The sequence below is a fragment of the Streptomyces sp. NBC_01471 genome (assembly GCF_041438865.1).
Lineage (GTDB): Bacteria > Actinomycetota > Actinomycetes > Streptomycetales > Streptomycetaceae > Streptomyces.
This window is the reverse complement of the sequence record NZ_CP109451.1, coordinates 378,021-392,731: the sequence shown is the minus strand read 5'-3', so window position 1 is coordinate 392,731 and position 14,711 is coordinate 378,021. Positions and strand designations below refer to the sequence as shown.

Annotated in this window: 15 protein-coding genes; 12 read left to right on the top strand and 3 right to left on the bottom strand. The window is 70.9% G+C overall.

Translation table 11 applies throughout. The features are described 5' to 3' along the window. Positions 1–5 precede the first annotated feature (5 nt). The gene (locus OG285_RS37680; protein ID WP_331760376.1) at positions 6–1,184 is read right to left on the bottom strand and encodes an NAD(P)/FAD-dependent oxidoreductase; all 1,179 of its coding nucleotides are present in this window, start codon (positions 1,182–1,184) and stop codon (positions 6–8) included. A gap of 123 nt (positions 1,185–1,307) precedes the next feature. On the opposite strand from OG285_RS37680, the gene OG285_RS37675 reads away from it, so the two are divergent. Continuing rightward, positions 1,308–1,901: a helix-turn-helix domain-containing protein gene (locus OG285_RS37675; RefSeq protein WP_331760375.1), complete on the top strand. Its 594-nt coding sequence runs from the start codon at positions 1,308–1,310 to the stop codon at positions 1,899–1,901. 107 nt (positions 1,902–2,008) lie between these two features. Here OG285_RS37675 and OG285_RS37670 read toward each other — a convergent pair whose 3' ends face one another. Next, complete coding sequence (locus OG285_RS37670) at positions 2,009–2,818, bottom strand: LysR family transcriptional regulator (protein WP_331760374.1); 810 nt, start codon at positions 2,816–2,818, stop codon at positions 2,009–2,011. Positions 2,819–2,886: 68 nt separating this feature from the next. Between OG285_RS37670 and OG285_RS37665 the strand changes: the two genes are divergently transcribed. From OG285_RS37665 to OG285_RS37645, 5 genes are all read left to right on the top strand, one after another. Then, positions 2,887–3,783, top strand: coding sequence for an NAD(P)H-binding protein (locus OG285_RS37665; protein WP_331760373.1), 897 nt, complete (start codon positions 2,887–2,889; stop codon positions 3,781–3,783). Beyond that, the gene (locus tag OG285_RS37660) at positions 3,780–4,469 is read left to right on the top strand and encodes an SDR family oxidoreductase (protein WP_331760372.1); all 690 of its coding nucleotides are present in this window, start codon (positions 3,780–3,782) and stop codon (positions 4,467–4,469) included. The genes OG285_RS37665 and OG285_RS37660 overlap by 4 nt, the downstream gene beginning before the upstream one ends. A gap of 122 nt (positions 4,470–4,591) precedes the next feature. After that, positions 4,592–5,131 (top strand): GNAT family N-acetyltransferase, encoded by a 540-nt coding sequence (locus tag OG285_RS37655; RefSeq protein WP_331760371.1) that lies wholly within the window; start codon positions 4,592–4,594, stop codon positions 5,129–5,131. Positions 5,132–5,301: 170 nt separating this feature from the next. Beyond that, a complete protein-coding gene (locus tag OG285_RS37650; protein ID WP_331760370.1) occupies positions 5,302–6,105 on the top strand; it encodes an SDR family oxidoreductase in 804 nt (267 codons plus the stop codon). Between the two features lie 81 nt (positions 6,106–6,186). Then, positions 6,187–6,615, top strand: a complete 429-nt coding sequence (locus OG285_RS37645) for an SRPBCC family protein (RefSeq protein WP_331760369.1) — start codon at positions 6,187–6,189, stop codon at positions 6,613–6,615. A gap of 73 nt (positions 6,616–6,688) precedes the next feature. On the opposite strand, the gene OG285_RS37640 is transcribed toward OG285_RS37645, so the two are convergent. Beyond that, a complete protein-coding gene (locus tag OG285_RS37640) occupies positions 6,689–7,399 on the bottom strand; it encodes a TetR/AcrR family transcriptional regulator (protein WP_331760368.1) in 711 nt (236 codons plus the stop codon). Positions 7,400–7,543: 144 nt separating this feature from the next. Between OG285_RS37640 and OG285_RS37635 the strand changes: the two genes are divergently transcribed. From OG285_RS37635 to OG285_RS37610, 6 genes are read left to right on the top strand one after another with little or no spacing between them, the layout of a single operon-like run. After that, a complete protein-coding gene (locus OG285_RS37635; protein WP_331760367.1) occupies positions 7,544–9,211 on the top strand; it encodes an amidohydrolase family protein in 1,668 nt (555 codons plus the stop codon). Positions 9,212–9,269: 58 nt separating this feature from the next. Continuing rightward, on the top strand, positions 9,270–10,967 hold the full coding sequence (locus OG285_RS37630) for an ABC transporter substrate-binding protein (RefSeq protein ID WP_331760366.1): 1,698 nt from the start codon (positions 9,270–9,272) through the stop codon (positions 10,965–10,967). Beyond that, positions 10,967–11,914 (top strand): ABC transporter permease, encoded by a 948-nt coding sequence (locus tag OG285_RS37625; RefSeq protein ID WP_331760365.1) that lies wholly within the window; start codon positions 10,967–10,969, stop codon positions 11,912–11,914. Before OG285_RS37630 ends, OG285_RS37625 begins: the two co-directional genes overlap by 1 nt. Next, positions 11,911–12,873 carry an ABC transporter permease gene (locus tag OG285_RS37620; protein WP_331760364.1) on the top strand — a complete coding sequence of 321 codons (963 nt, stop codon included), beginning with the start codon at positions 11,911–11,913 and terminating at the stop codon, positions 12,871–12,873. Before OG285_RS37625 ends, OG285_RS37620 begins: the two co-directional genes overlap by 4 nt. Beyond that, on the top strand, positions 12,870–13,871 hold the full coding sequence (locus tag OG285_RS37615; RefSeq protein WP_331760363.1) for an ABC transporter ATP-binding protein: 1,002 nt from the start codon (positions 12,870–12,872) through the stop codon (positions 13,869–13,871). The genes OG285_RS37620 and OG285_RS37615 overlap by 4 nt, the downstream gene beginning before the upstream one ends. Continuing rightward, the gene (locus tag OG285_RS37610; protein WP_356830782.1) at positions 13,868–14,707 is read left to right on the top strand and encodes an ATP-binding cassette domain-containing protein; all 840 of its coding nucleotides are present in this window, start codon (positions 13,868–13,870) and stop codon (positions 14,705–14,707) included. The genes OG285_RS37615 and OG285_RS37610 overlap by 4 nt, the downstream gene beginning before the upstream one ends. The last annotated feature ends 4 nt before the right edge of the window (positions 14,708–14,711 follow it).

Genomic DNA, 14,711 nt, shown 5'->3' with positions numbered 1-14,711 from the left:
TCCCGTCAGCGTACAAGCGGTGCCGCCTCGTGGGGTGAGGACGCCTCGACTGCCCCTCGTGCCCCGCGCCCCGCGCCTTCGGCCGTCGCGGGAACGAGGTGGTCGAGTCCCTGCGCACTGCCCGTCGCTGCCTCGATCGAGCGCGGCAGCATGATGCTCTCGTAGGCGCGGACGGCGTCGCCGACGCTGGATTCGGTGACGAGGGCGCGGGCGAGGTCGGAGCCGTCGAGCATGGCGAGATTGGCGCCCAGCCCGACCGGGGGCATCAGGTGGGCGGCATCGCCGAGCAGCGTGACGCCGGGAACGTGCTCCCAGGTGTGCGGGGCGGGCAGGACGAACAGGGGCCGGTTGATGAAGCCGTTGTCGCTGTTCCGCAGGACGTAGTGCAGGCTCTCGTCCCAGTCGTCGAACATCCTCAGCAGGTGCGCCCGCACGGCCCCCTGGTCGCCGAGGTCGATACCGGCGGCCACGTGCCAGTCCTGCGGTGCGCGGAACGCGATGTAGGCGCGGATGTGGCCGTTGCTGTTGCGCTGGGCGACCAGGGTCCGGCCGGTGCCCTTCGCCAGCATCGATCCATTGCCGACCAGCCGCGCGAGGTCGGGATGCCGGGTGTCGCAGTGGTCGAATCCGGTCTCGACGAAGGTGACACCGGTGTAACCGGGTGCGGCGTCCGACAGGGCCGGGCGGACGCGCGACCAGGCGCCGTCGGCACCGACCACCAGGTCGAAGTCCTCGGTGGTGCCGTCGCCGAAGAGCAGCCGGCAGGTGCCGTCCGCCAGTGGGTCGACCCCGCTGACGGCGCGGTCCCAGCGCACCGTTCCCTCGGCGATCGAGTCCAGCAGCAGACCGCGCAGTTGGCCCCGGTCGATCTCCGGCCGGCCGCCGGTGGCGGAAGGCCCCTGCTGCGCCAGGGGGGCGGCGGTGGCGAAGTCGAGCACGCGCCACTCATCCCCTTCGGGGCGGGAGAGGGCGTGGAACCGGTCGAGGAGCCCCGCCGAACGGAGGGCGGCCTGGCCGGTGTCGGCATGCATGTCGAGGGTGCCGCCCTGTGGGCGGGCGTCGGCGGATGCCTCGCGTTCGAAGACGGTGACGGAGCAACCGTGTTGCTGCAGGACGCGGGCGCAGGTGAGGCCGCCGAGGCCGGCGCCGACCATCGCGATACGGGGTTCAAGGACAGAGTTCATGGGTGTGTCCCTCGGGAGGTGGGTGAGTTGCCGAGAGCCCGGCATCACCAAGAAAACACACGCGCTAAATAAATGCAATCACTAAACTTTTGTATCGAGTGCACTTCAAGATATGGTGGGCGAGTGACCGAACCGACCGGGCGCCGCGAGCGCAAGAAGGCCCAGACCCGTCAGTCCCTCGCCGACGCCGCCCTTGAGCTCTTCCTGGAGCGCGGCTACGACCAGGTCGGTGTCAAAGACGTCGCCGACGCCGCCGACGTCTCGGTGACCACCCTGTTCAAGCACTTCTCCGGCAAGGAAGCCCTGGTCTTCGATCAGGAGGACGACCTGGAGGCGGCACTCGTCGCCGCCGTACACGAACGCACCCCGGGACAGTCGATCCCGCAGGCGCTGCGCGAGTACGTCCTGCTGAAGCAGACCCAGTTCGCCGTCCATGTCGCGGACCCGCGGTTCGCCGACTTCACGCGCATGGTGCAGGAGACCCCCGCGCTGCGCGATTACGCCCACCGGATGTGGACGCGCCACGAGGCGGCCCTGGCGAGGGCCATCGCCGAGGCTGCGGGTGCCCCCGAGGGCGACGTCAGCTGCGCCGCCCTGGCCCGTTTTGCCCTGGAGGCCCGCAGCCTCATCCTGCGGCACGCCGAACCGCGCCGAGCCGCCGACGAGACCTTCGCGCTGCTCGAACACGGCTGGGCGGCCTCCCATCCGGGCAGCTGACCGGTCCGCGCGGAGTCCCGGTGTGCGAGGAGCCCGCGGTCCGTGCGGAATCCGGTGTGCGCGCCTGGGCGGGCCCGGGGAAGGGGAGGCCGTGTGCGGCTGATCGCTCAGGTGTGTCGCAGCGTCGCGGTGGCGATCTCCTGGAAGTCGCGCAGCAGCTTGTCGCGCCGGTCCGCTCGGACGACCAGGCACGTCTCGATCTCTGGGGCATCCGTGACGGGGAGGTGGGTGAGATCCGGGCGGGAGTACGAGCGCGCGACGCTCAGCGGGACCAGTGCGATGCCGTGCCCGGAGGCGATGAGCTCGAATTTCTCCTCAAGTGAAGACGTTCGGCGCGTCGGCGTGTCGAGCATCCGCTCGTCGGCGAGGTCCGCGGAGGTGAGCTCCTCACGGCGCGCCAGCGGGTGCGCCGTGGGCATGCAGGCGACCCGGGGTTCGTGGCCGATGGGGATGGTGTGCAGCCCCGAGTCGTCGAACGGCCGCCGCAGGTACCCCACCTGGGCCCGGCCGTCCCGGAGCGGCGCGTCCTGCTCCCACCACCGTGCCGGGACGACGTCGGTCTCGACATGCGGGTGGCGCGATGTGAAAGCCCGGATCGCATCCGACACATGCAGCCCGGGGGAGAAGGCGACAACGAGCCGTTGGACGCTGTGGTCGACGTCGTGCACGCGTCGCACCGCCGCCGCGACGGCCGCGAGGATCTCCTGCGCCTCCTCGTGGAGCTGCTTCCCTGCGGCCGTCAGCTCCACGCTGCGGGTGGTCCGCACGAACAGAGTGCACTCCAACTCCTGCTCGAAGGACCTGATTTGACGGCTCAGGACCGGCTGGGTGATGTAGAGCTGTTCCGCTGCCCGGCCGAAGTTCCGGTGCTCGGCCACCGCGACGAAGTAGCGGAGCTTGCGCAGATCGAGATCCATGCCGTGAAGGTATCAATCGCCGGGAAGGGTATTGGACGCCGCAGGTGGCACGCGCCGAGACTCGAAGCATGATCGTCATCACCGCTCCCACCGGCCAGATCGGCAGCCGGCTCCTGGACATCCTGCTCAACGAAGCCCCCACGCACGGCGAAGAGCTGCGCGTCATCGTGCGCGACCCCGGGAAACTCCCCGCCGCGGTCCGCGCCCGCGTCGACGTCGTCACCGGCTCCCACGGCGACGCGGCGGTCGTCGACCGGGCCTTCACCGGCGCGGACGCCGTCTTCTGGCTCGTCCCGTCAAACCTGCAAGCACCGAGCCTGGACTCGGTGTACTCCGGGTTCACTCGCGCCGCCGCAGGGGCGTTCAAGACCCACGGCGTGGGACACGTCGTCGGCGTCTCGGCGCTCGGCCGCGGCACTCCTGCAGCCGCCCGCGCCGGGCAGGTGACGGCGTCGCTCGCCATGGACGACCTCATCGCGAGCACAGGCGTGGCCTACCGCGCGCTCGCGAACCCGACCTTCATGGACAACCTGCTGCGGCAGGTGGCGCCGATCCGCGACCAGGGCGTGTTCACCGACACCGTCACCGCCGACCGCACAGCACCGGTGGCCGCCACCCGGGACATCGCCGCGGCCGCCGCCGGCCTGCTGCTCGACCGCTCGTGGTCGGGGGCGGGGGAGGTCCCGGTGCTGGGCCCCGAGGACCTTTCGGCGAACGACATGGCGCGCATCCTGACCGAGGTGCTCGGCCGCCCGGTTCGCTACGAACGGCAGTCGCTCGGCGACTTCCGCGCCGCGCTCACCGGGTACGGGATCAGCAACGCGATCGTCGACGGCTACGTGGACATGATGCGTGCCAAGGACGACGGCCTCGACGGCGGCGTACGGCGCACCCCCCGGACCGCGAGCCCGACAACCTTCCGCGCATGGTGTGAAGAGGTCCTGAAGCCGGCGGTCCTGGCATGAGCGCCAAGACCGCTCTCATCGTCGGGGCGTCCCGGACCCTCGGGCTCGGCCTCGCCACCGAGTACGCGCACCGGGGCTGGGACGTCATCGGGACCGTCCGGGGCAGTCGCCGCACCGGTCTCCACGACCTGGCCGACGCGTCCGGGGGCAGGGTCACGGTCGAGTCACTGGACACGACGGAGCCGAAGCAGATCACCGCGCTGCGCGACCGCCTGGCGGAGCGCACCCTCGACCTGCTGTTCGTCAACGCCGCCATCACACGGGGCGACATTCCGGTCGGCGACGTCCCGGAGGAGATGTTCGTCGAGGTCATGGTCACGAACGCGCTCAGCCCGATGCACGTGGTGGAGTCCTTCCGGTCGCTGGTCACGCCCACGGGGACCATTGGCGTCATGTCCTCAAGACAGGGCAGCGTCAGCCTGAACACCAACGGCAGGCAGGATGTCTACCGCGCCGGCAAGTCCGCTCTGAACCAGCTGATGCGCAGCTACGCGGCCCGGTACGCCGACGCCGCGCACACCCTCCTGCTCATCTGTCCCGGGCATGTCCGCACCGAACTCGGCGGGCCGGGCGCACCGTTGACCGTCAACCAGTCCGTCCCGGGCGTGGTGGACACGATCGAGCGCCACAGCGGCGAACCGGGCCTGAAATTTCTCAACTACCAGGATCAGGTGGTTCCCTGGTAGCCGCCGGAGTGATCTCCCGGTCAGGAGCCCGTCACGGCCTTGGCGAGGGGCGGACCCCCGGGTGGGTCGGCCGGTCCCCGCGAACCTTGATCGCTGCCGACCCTGCTGATTGGGTGGCCGGCATGACTGAACTCGGCCCCGTCGCCTGGCCACCTGCCCCGATCAAGACCGAGCGGCTCGTGCTCCGCGAGCCCGAGGCCCGGGACCGTACGGCGTTCATCGAGCTGCTGGCCTCGGCAGAGGTGCACACCTACCTCGGTGGCCCCCGGCCGCGTGAAGAGCTTGAGCGCGAGATGGCCGGGGCGCCCGAGCGGCGCCCCGGCCATTTCGTGGTCGACCTCGACGGAGCGTTGATCGGCCAGATCATTCTCAGGAGGGCAACGGGGCACAGCACTCCGGCCGCTGCCGGGAAAGCCGAGCTCGGCTACCTGTTCCTGCCGCGGACGTGGGGATTCGGGTACGCCACCGAGGCGTGCGCAGCGGCACTCGGCTGGCTCGCCCACGAGCTTCCCGGTGAGCCGGTGGTGCTCTTTACGCAGACCGCCAACGCCCGCTCGATGCGACTCGCGGCGAAGCTGGGGTTCACCGAGGTGGAGCGGTTCGAAGCCTACGGCGCCGAGCAGTGGCTCGGTATGTGGTCCCCGGTCACGGCGTCCGATTGAGTCCCTGCTCCGGCAGCGGCGGCCAGATCCTCCCGCGCACGTCGTACCCCCGCCTCGGTGGCAGCACGGAACGATAGTGCAATATGTGCAACGAGTGCCCGATTCCCTCGGAGGAGGGGTAGGCACGGCGCTGCCCCGGGGGCCGCACGGAACGCAGGAGGAGTACGCACATGAGCACCATCGCCATCACCGGTTCCTCTTCCGGAATGGGTGCCGCACTCGCCGCCCGGTTCACCGATCAGGGCCACCGCGTCATCGGGGTCGACCTCAGGAACGCCGATGTCGAGGCCGATCTGGGCACGGAGAGCGGTCGAGCCCGGGCCGTGGCACGGCTCACCGAACTGTCCGGCGGACGGCTCGACGGATTCCTGCCCTTCGCCGGCCTCGCCAGTGGCGTGGGGCGGCGGCCGAGCCTCCTGGTCTCGGTGAACTACTTCGGCGCCATCCGGATGCTTGAGGGTGTGAGTCCCCTGCTCGCCGCCGCCGGTACGTCCGGGGTCGTCCTCGCGTCATCGAACTCGACCACCACGCAGCCGGGCTGGCATCCCGAGCTGGCCGAGGCCTGCCTGGCGGGCGACGAGCGGGAGGCCCGCCGGATTGCCGACGCGCAGGACGACGAAGGCGCAGTGCTGACCTACCCGGCGACCAAGGCCGCCCTCGCCCACTACGCCCGCACCCGCGCGGCGGACTACATCGCCGACGGCATCCGGTTGAACGCGGTCGCGCCGGGCTTCATAGACACCCCGATGACGCAGGACGGACGCGACGACCCGCAGATCGCCGCCGCGATGGACGATTTCCTCGCCTCCGTTCCGGCCGGCCGCGCCGGGCGACCGGAGGAAGTGGTCGAGCTGGTGGACTTCCTGCTTTCGGACCGGGCGTCCTACTGCGTCGGATCGCTGTTCTTCTGCGACGGGGGCCTGGACGGGAAGCTGCGCGGCGCGGACTGGCCCAAGGCCTGGACCCCCGCCTGACCTGGGCAGTGCCCCTTCGCGTCGCAACCGGCGGCGCCCGGCGGCAATCGGCAGCAATCGGAAAGGCAGAGAGGCTTGCACATGCACGAACTCACCCGTTCAATCGTCGTTCCCGCCCCACCCGCACGGGTCTGGGCGCTGATCGGGGACTTCGCCGCACTCGGCGACTGGGTACCTGGTGTACCGAGCCCACGGATCGAGGAGCGCGAGGACCCGAATGAGCCCGGAGCCGTCCGGGTGTTCACGGTGGACGGCGAGGACGTGGCCCATGAGCGCCTGCTCGTACACGATGCCGCCCACCGCTTCTACACCTACGCGGTCCTCGATCTCCCTCTGCCGATCACCGGGTATCACGCGACGCTGGCAGTCCGGCAGCACCCCGGCGGAAGCGAGGTCGTCTGGTCGGCGACCTACGAAGGTGCCGACGATGTCGTGCCCCAGGTCGAAGCGGGTATTGGCGACGCGACCTTCGCCTCCGGCCTCACTGCTCTGAAGGCACGCCTCTCCTGAACTGTGAGCTGTCGAGCGGGTTGCGGACCGGTGGCCCGTAGCGCCCCGGTCGTCCCTGGGCGCAGCGCCCCGCTCACTCCCCGGCGCGTTCGATGCGCAGTGCCACGCCGTCGAGGAAGGTCGACAGGACCATCTCGAAGACTTCCTCGTCCTTGCGGAAGAGTTCGGTGAGGCGGGGCGCGCTCTGCTGGAGCAGCGGGAAGCGGTCGGCGGGCAGCAGGCCGTACTTGACGGACCAGGCGATGTCGTCCTTGGCCTGGGTGTCGGCGTCGAGGACGAGGAACGAGGCGTTGGTGTGGATGAACGCCAGCGTCAGGTCCACGGCCATCCGGTAGCACTCGGCCGCCTCGATCACGGGCAGCCCGGCCCGGTGGAGTACTCCGATGATCTCCTCGACGCTCTCGGTCTCCGCCGGTCCGGCCGTGGTGCGTCCGGCGGCGAGTACGGCGAGGACCGGGCGGCGCAGATAGACGGTGCGCAGTGCGCGGGCGGTGGCGGTGAGCCAGCCGCGCCAGTCCTCGCGGCCGGGCGCGGTGGCGGCGGTGAGTTCCTCCGACTCCCTGACCAGCACCTCGCTGAGCGCCAGTACGAGTTCGTCCTTGTCGCGGAAGTGCCGGTAGACGGCGGTGGGGTCGGCGCCGAGCTCTTTGCCGAGCCGGCTGAAGGTCAGGACCGCACCGCCTTCGGGTGAGCACACGTGCAGTGCCGCCTCCAGGATCGACTCCCTGGTGAGTGCCGCCCTGCGAGTGCGGGGTGTCACCGCGGTCGGTTTGGCCTGCCCCATGTTGCTCCCTCCATCGGTCGGCCCCGTAGGCGCCGGTTGATCCGATCGTAACCGAGCATCGTTGTCAACGGCGTTGACAGTGGCATTGTCATCGGGTTTGCTGCTCGATCATCCAGCAGTGCCACTTCCCCCTACGGAGGCCCCGTGCCCCGCGATCACCACTTCGCCGACCTGGTCTTCACCGGCGGCCCCGTCCACACCGTCGATCCGGCCCGTCCCCGGGCCGGCTCCGTCGCCGTCCGTGACGGCCGGATCGTGGTCGTCGGCGACGACCAGGACGTCCGGCATCTCATCGGTGCGGACACCGAAGTCATAGACCTGGCAGGGAAGTTGCTCCTGCCGGGCTTCCAGGACTCGCATGTCCATCCGGTCCTCGCCGGGGCCGGTCTGCGCAGCTGCGCCCTGTACGACCTGGAGGAGGCGGATGCCTACGTCGACGCCGTAGCCGCCTACGCCGCCGCGTATCCGCAGCGCGAGTGGATCACCGGCGGCGGCTGGAGCATGGAGGCGTTCCCGGGCGGCACTCCGCACCGCGCGATGCTGGACGCCGTCGTCCCGCAACGCCCGGTCGCCCTGCCGAACCGGGACGGCCACGGCCTGTGGGTCAACTCCCGTGCCCTGGAGATCGCCGGCATCGACCGTGACACGCCCGACCCGGCGGACGGCCGCATCGAGCGGGACGGCGACGGCGTCCCCACCGGGATGCTCCAGGAGGGCGCCGCCGACCTGGTGACCCGTCACATCCCGGCCGTCACGGACGAGGAGTTCTACGAAGGCCTGCTCGAAGGGCAACGCCACCTGCACGGCTTCGGCATCACCGGCTGGCAGGACGCCGCCGTCGGCAGCGCCTTCGGCCCCGGCGATGTGTACGGCGCCTACCTCGCCGCCGTCGGCCGGGGGACGCTCACCGCCCGCGTCCGCGGCGCCCAGTGGTGGGACCGGGACGGCGGACTCGAACAGCTCGCGGGCTTCGCGGACCGCCGGGAGCGGGCGGCCGGCGCGGGGGACGGGCGAGGACGGTTCCGGGCGGGGAGCGTGAAGATCATGCTCGACGGTGTCGCGGAGAACCACACCGCCGCGATGCTGGAGCCCTATCTGGACGGCTGCGGCTGCTCCAGCGGCGAGTCGGGGATCGACTTCATCGACCCGGGCAAACTCGCCGAGTACGTCAGTGAGTTGGACGCGGCCGGATTCCAGGTGCACTTCCACGCGCTGGGCGACCGCGCCGTGCGCAGTGCCCTGGACGCCGTCGAGGAAGCGCAGCGGCGCAACGGCCGGCGGGGGAACCGGCACCATCTCGCGCACTTGCAGGTGGTCCACCCCGACGACATCCCGCGCTTCCGGGCGCTGGGCGCGACCGCCAACATCCAGCCGCTGTGGGCGATGCACGAACCGCAGATGGACGAGCTCACCATCCCCTTCCTGGGCGAGCGCCGGTCCGGCCGGCAGTACCCGTTCGGCTCACTGCTGCGCGCCGGGGCGATGCTCGCGGCGGGCAGTGACTGGTCGGTGAGCACCCCTGACGTGATGCTCGGAGCCCACGTCGCCGTCAACCGGTGCGGCACCGGGGACGACGAACGGGTCTTCGTCCCCGAGGAGCGGATCGACCTGGGCGCCGCCATCGCCGCGTACACCGCGGGCAGTGCGCGGGTGAATCACCTGGAGGCGGAGACCGGTTCGGTCCGGACCGGCAAGTACGCCGATCTGGTCGTGCTGGACCGCGACCCCTTCGCGGGGCCCGCCCGGGACATCGGCCGCAGCCGGGTGGAGCGCACCTACGTCGAAGGCGTCCTCGTGCACACCGCGTCCTGACCCCACCGTCCTGCACGTAACCCCCCTCCCCTTCGCCGTCCCACGGAGAGGTACCACCATGCAGATCAAGGCACATGTCACGGCACATGCGAAGGCGCGCCCGGCCAGACGCAGCCCGCTGCGCGCCGCCGTCCCGGTCGCGGCCCTCGCGCTGCTCGCCACCGCCTGCGGCGGATCCGGCACGCACGCCGACACCTCCGGATCCGGCAGCAACTTCAGTACCACGCAGGTCACCACCGCCCCCGGCACGGGCACGATCGGCAACCTCACCTGGTCCGGGGACTACCACGCCCCGTACTCCGAGGACCCGCTCAAGACCGCCGACTACCCCGAGGAGACCATCCTGGGCAACGTCTGCGAGCCGGTGCTGCGCACCGCGCCCGACTACAGCCTGGGACCGGGCATCGCCAAGTCCTGGAAGCAGCCCGACGCCACCCACCTGGTGCTCGGCCTGGATCCGCGCGCCGTCTTCAGCGACGGCCATCCGGTCACCGCCGAGGACGTCGCCTTCAGCCTGGCGCGCAACCAGGATCCCAAAGTGGCCAGCAATTTCTCCGACAGTTATGCCGACGTCAGCGCGATCAGGGCCACCGGCCCCGCCCAGGTCACGATCACCTTCAGCCGGCCCGACTACCTCTTCGTCCATGACCTGGGTGTCCTGGCCGCCGCTGTCGTGGAGAAGGAGTTCGCGGTCAAGGCCGGGCAGCACTTCGGCAGCCCCGGAACCGGTGTGGTCTGCGCCGGTCCGTACACCGTGGGGTCCTTCGACGGCACCAACACCATGGTCCTCAAACGCAATCCCCGGTATTGGGACCCGAGCCGGGCCGGCAAGGCCGACAAAATCACCTTCACGTTCCTCACCGACCCGTCCGCGCTGACCAACGCGCTCGCCTCGGGCAGCCTGCAGGGCGGCTTCGACCTGCCCGCTTCCGGCATCGGCAAGCTGAGCAGGGCAGCCGGCGGAAAGCTCTACATCGGCGCCAGGGGATCGACGACCCAGAACATCGACCTGATCGTCACCCGGTTCACCGGCGGCCTGGCCGACCGGCGGGTGCGGCAGGCGCTGTCCATGGCGATCGACCGCAAGGCCATCGCCACCACCTTGTTCAACGGCGCGGCCGACCCGCTGTACGCGGTGGCGGGCCCCGGATTCTGGCAGGGCAGCCCGGCGAAGTCCACGTACTCCGCCGGATACAACAGTCTGGCCAAGGCTCCCGACGTGGCCGCCGCCACCGCGCTGGTCAAGCAGGCGAACGCCACCGGCAGGAAGATCACCATCGGCTATGCCGCCGGGACCCCCAGCCAGACCCAGCTCGCGCAGGTACTGCAGGAGACCGGCAACGCCATCGGCCTGAACGTGAAGATCACCGGGCTGCCGGATCAGCAGTACGGACAGCTGTTCACCGACCGCAGGGCCCGCTCCGCCTACGACTCGTTCCTGACGGTCAACTACCTGGAGTTCCCCGAGGCCGCCACGATGTACGCCAGTTACGCCACCAAGGCCGGCGCGCAGAACTTCAACGGCTACTCCGACCCCACCGTGGAGCAGGCCCTGCTGCGGGCCCAGGGCGCCGCGGACCCGCAGGCCCGCGCGGCCCACGTGCTCACCGCGCAGAAGGTGCTGGCGCGCGATCTGCCGTGGATCCCGATCGTCGCGCCGCGCGCCGTGCTGTTCCAGAACAAGGCGGTCACCGGCGCGCCGCTGACCTTCTCCTACATGGCCTCCGCCTGGGCCGCGGCCATCGGTGCGCCCTGATGGGGCGCCTGCTGCTGTACCGCCTGGGCGGGATGGTCACCACACTGCTGCTCTCCAGCATGCTGGTCTTCGGCAGCCTCTACCTCGCGCCCGGCAGTCCGGAGAACGTCCTGTTCGGCAGCCGCGCGCCCTCCGCCGAGGCGCGGTCCGCGGTCCGCCACCAACTCCACCTCGACCAGCCGCTGTTGGTGCGTTACTGGGACTGGCTCACCGGTCTGCTGCACGGCGACCTCGGCCGCTCCATGGTCACCGGACAGCCCGTCAGCGACCGGGTGGGTGCCGGGCTCGGCACCACCGTGCTGCTGGTCGGTCTGAGCATCGTGCTGGTGGTGCTGCTCGGGCTGACGCTCGGAACGGCCGCCGCGCTGTGGCCCGGACGGGTGGACGCCGCCGTCAACACCGTCACCTCGGTGTCGGTGACCGTACCGCCGTTCGTCGCCTCCACCCTGCTGATCTCGGTGTTCGCGGTACGCCTTGGGTGGTTCCCGGCGTCGGGCACCGGCGGCGGTCCTGGCGGGACCGTGCACGGCCTGGTACTGCCCGCCTGTGCGCTCGCGCTGATCTCGGCCGGCTTCCTGGCCCGGGTCACCCGCAACGCCCTGCGCGAGCAACTGGACCGCGAGCACGTGCAGACCGCGCTGGTACGGGGCCTGCCGCGGCGGGTGGTGCTGCGCGACCACGTGTTCCGCAATGCCCTGCCGCCGGTGATCACCGCCGTCGGGCTGCTCACCTCCGGTCTTTTCGCCTCCACGCTCGTGGTGGAGTCCGCTTTCGCGGTACCCGGCATCGGACAGCTCACCATCCAGTCGGTGGCGCAGAAGGACTTCCCCGTGGTGCAGGCCGTCGCGCTGCTGCTGGTCGGCGTGTTCGTCGTGTGCAACGCCGTCAGCGACCTGGTCCAAGCCCTGATCGACCCACGCCTGCGCACCGCGGGGAGGACCGCATGACCGCACTCACCGATTCCACCGGCTCCGCCGCGGAGACCACGGAGACCGCCGCCGCTGCCGTCCGGTCCGCCCCCGGGGCCGACTGGTCGCGCAGGACCCGAGCCGCCCTCGGAGTCTCCGGGATCGCGGCTGCCGCCTTCCTGCTGCTCGTCCTGGTACTCGCGGTCGCGGCGCCGCTGCTGGCGCCCACCGACCCCAACACGCAGAGCCTCCTGGACTCCTACGCCGCACCGTCCGGTACCCATCTGCTGGGCGCCGACGGCCTCGGCCGCGACATCGCCTCCCGGCTCGTCTACGGATCGCGCACCAGCCTGCTCGGGCCCGCACTCGTCGTGGTCGTCTCGCTGCTGATCGGCATCCCGCTTGCACTGGCCGGGTCCTGGTACGGCGGAGCGGTGGACGCCGTCATCGCCCGTGTCTTCGACCTGGTGTACGCCCTGCCGGGGCTGCTGCTCGCGGTGCTCGCCGTGGCACTGTTCGGACCCGGGCTCACGCCGGCGGTCGCCGCGCTCTCCATCGCCTACATCCCCTTCCTCGGCCGGATCGTGCGTGCCGCCGCCCGCCAGCAGCGGGTCAGCCCCTATGTGGACGCGCTCGCCGTCCAGGGTTTCGGGACGCTGCGCATCACGGTCCGGCACATCCTGCGCAACATCACCCCGGTCGTGCTCGGCCAGGCCGCCATCGCCTTCGGCTACGCCCTGCTGGACCTGGCCTCCCTGTCGTACCTGGGCCTTGCCGTGCAGGCACCGGGCTCCGACTGGGGCGTCATGGTCAGCGACAGCGACGCCCTGGCCAAGGGCTACTGGCTCACCGTCATCGCCCCCGGGGTGCTGATCGTGCTGTGCGTACTGGCGCTCACCGTCCTCGGCAGCCGGATCAGCGGCGAGCGCCCGCAACCGTATCTGCGCCGCCGCCGCACACCCCGCCGCACTGTCCGAACCACCGGAGCCCCGTCATGACCGACACGACACCATCCCCACCGCTGCTGGAAATCGCCGGCCTCACTGTCCATCTCGCCGCGCAGGACACCCCGCGGCCGGTCCTCGACGGCATCGACCTCACCCTCGCCCCGGGCGAAGCACTGGGTCTGGTCGGCGAATCCGGCTCGGGCAAGTCGATGACGGTGCGCGCCGTCACCCGGCTGCTGCCGGCCGGGGCCCGTGCCGAAGGCGTACTGCGCTTCGAGGGCCAGGACGTCGGCGCGATGGACGCCGCGGCGCTGCGCCGTTACCGGGACAACCGCGTCGGCATGGTGTTCCAGGATCCGCGAGCCCACATCAACCCGATCCGGCGCGTCGGTTCCTTCCTCACCGAAGCCCTGGTCCGCAACCGCGGTGTCAGCCGCAAGCAGGCCCGGGCCCTCGCCGAGGCCGTACTGGCCGAGGTCGGCATCGACGACCCGGCCCGGCGGCTGCGGCAGTACCCGCACGAACTGTCCGGCGGCATGCTGCAACGCGTCATGATCGCCTCGGTTCTGCTGGCCGAGCCCCGGCTGATCCTCGCCGACGAACCCACCACCGCCCTGGACGTCACGATCCAGGCGGACGTCGTGGGCATCCTGGACCGGCTGCGCCGTGAACGCGGCATCGGCATGGTCTTCATCACCCACGACCTGGACCTGGCACTCGCGGTGTGCGGGCGCGTCGCGGTGATGTACGCGGGCCGGATCGTGGAGATCCGCGCCGCCGGCACACTGCACGACCGCGCCTCGCATCCGTACACGCGAGGACTGCTGGGCTCGCGGCCGTCCATCGACGCGCGGATGGAGCGGCTGGACGCCATTCCGGGACGTCCGGTCTCGGCGTTCGATTCGGGCCCCGGCTGCGCGTTCGCCGACCGCTGCGCGCATGTCCGGGACATCTGCCGGCACAGCCGTCCGGAGCTGCTGCCCTTCCAGGACGGTCTGGTGCGCTGCCACCGGGTCGCCGAGATCTGTGCCGAGGAGGCGAGCGCGTGACCAGCGCCGCACAGCACCAGCCCGACCGGGCCGCGGCCGAAGCGGTCTCCGTCCACGGCCTGGGCAAGGTCTTCAGAGTGCCGGACGGCAGCGGCGGCCAGACCCGCCACACCGCTGTCGCGGACGTCGACTTCACCGTTCCGGCCGGCGGTTCGCTCGGCATCGTGGGGGAGTCCGGGTCCGGCAAGACCACCATCGCCCGGATGCTGGTGGGCCTGGAACGCCCCACCAGCGGCACCATCACCGTCCTGGGGCGCGACCGTTCCCGGCCGGGCCGTGGCGCCGCCGAACGCCGCCGCAGGGCGCGAGAGGCGCAGATCGTCTTCCAGGACCCCTACACCTCTCTGGACCCGACGCAGAGCGTACGGTCCGCGGTCGAGGAGGTGCTCCGCCACCAGACGGACCTGACGGAACCCCAACGCGCGATCCGTGTGCATGAGCTGATGGACCAGGTCGGACTGACGGCACGTCAATCCGATTCCATACCAAAGGAGTTGTCGGGCGGTCAGCGGCAGCGGACAGCCATCGCCCGCGCTCTCGCCGCCGAACCGCGGGTGCTGATCCTGGATGAGGCGGTCTCCGCGCTCGATGTCTCCATCCAGGCACAGATCCTCAATCTGCTCGCCGACATCCGGGCCGAAACCGGGATCGCCTACCTGCTGATCTCCCACGACCTGGCGGTGGTGAGGCAGTTGTGCGACACCGCGCTGGTGCTGCGGCGCGGCCGGGTCGTGGAGCAGGGCAGCTGCGCGCAGGTGCTGGACTCCCCCGCGGACGACTACACCCGCACGCTGCGCGCGGCCGTCCCGACACCCGGCTGGCGGCCCGGCGGGTGAGGGG

Bases quoted from the DNA above. Each gene is read 5' to 3' on its own strand.
- OG285_RS37680 (WP_331760376.1), bottom strand. From the start codon at position 1,184: ATGAACTCTGTCCTTGAACCCCGTATCGCGATGGTCGGCGCCGGCCTC.
- OG285_RS37670 (WP_331760374.1), bottom strand. From the start codon at position 2,818: ATGGATCTCGATCTGCGCAAGCTCCGCTACTTCGTCGCGGTGGCCGAG.
- OG285_RS37665 (WP_331760373.1), top strand. From the start codon at position 2,887: ATGATCGTCATCACCGCTCCCACCGGCCAGATCGGCAGCCGGCTCCTG.
- OG285_RS37660 (WP_331760372.1), top strand. From the start codon at position 3,780: ATGAGCGCCAAGACCGCTCTCATCGTCGGGGCGTCCCGGACCCTCGGG.
- OG285_RS37655 (WP_331760371.1), top strand. From the start codon at position 4,592: ATGACTGAACTCGGCCCCGTCGCCTGGCCACCTGCCCCGATCAAGACC.
- OG285_RS37650 (WP_331760370.1), top strand. From the start codon at position 5,302: ATGAGCACCATCGCCATCACCGGTTCCTCTTCCGGAATGGGTGCCGCA.
- OG285_RS37645 (WP_331760369.1), top strand. From the start codon at position 6,187: ATGCACGAACTCACCCGTTCAATCGTCGTTCCCGCCCCACCCGCACGG.
- OG285_RS37640 (WP_331760368.1), bottom strand. From the start codon at position 7,399: ATGGGGCAGGCCAAACCGACCGCGGTGACACCCCGCACTCGCAGGGCG.
- OG285_RS37630 (WP_331760366.1), top strand. From the start codon at position 9,270: ATGCAGATCAAGGCACATGTCACGGCACATGCGAAGGCGCGCCCGGCC.
- OG285_RS37625 (WP_331760365.1), top strand. From the start codon at position 10,967: ATGGGGCGCCTGCTGCTGTACCGCCTGGGCGGGATGGTCACCACACTG.
- OG285_RS37620 (WP_331760364.1), top strand. From the start codon at position 11,911: ATGACCGCACTCACCGATTCCACCGGCTCCGCCGCGGAGACCACGGAG.
- OG285_RS37615 (WP_331760363.1), top strand. From the start codon at position 12,870: ATGACCGACACGACACCATCCCCACCGCTGCTGGAAATCGCCGGCCTC.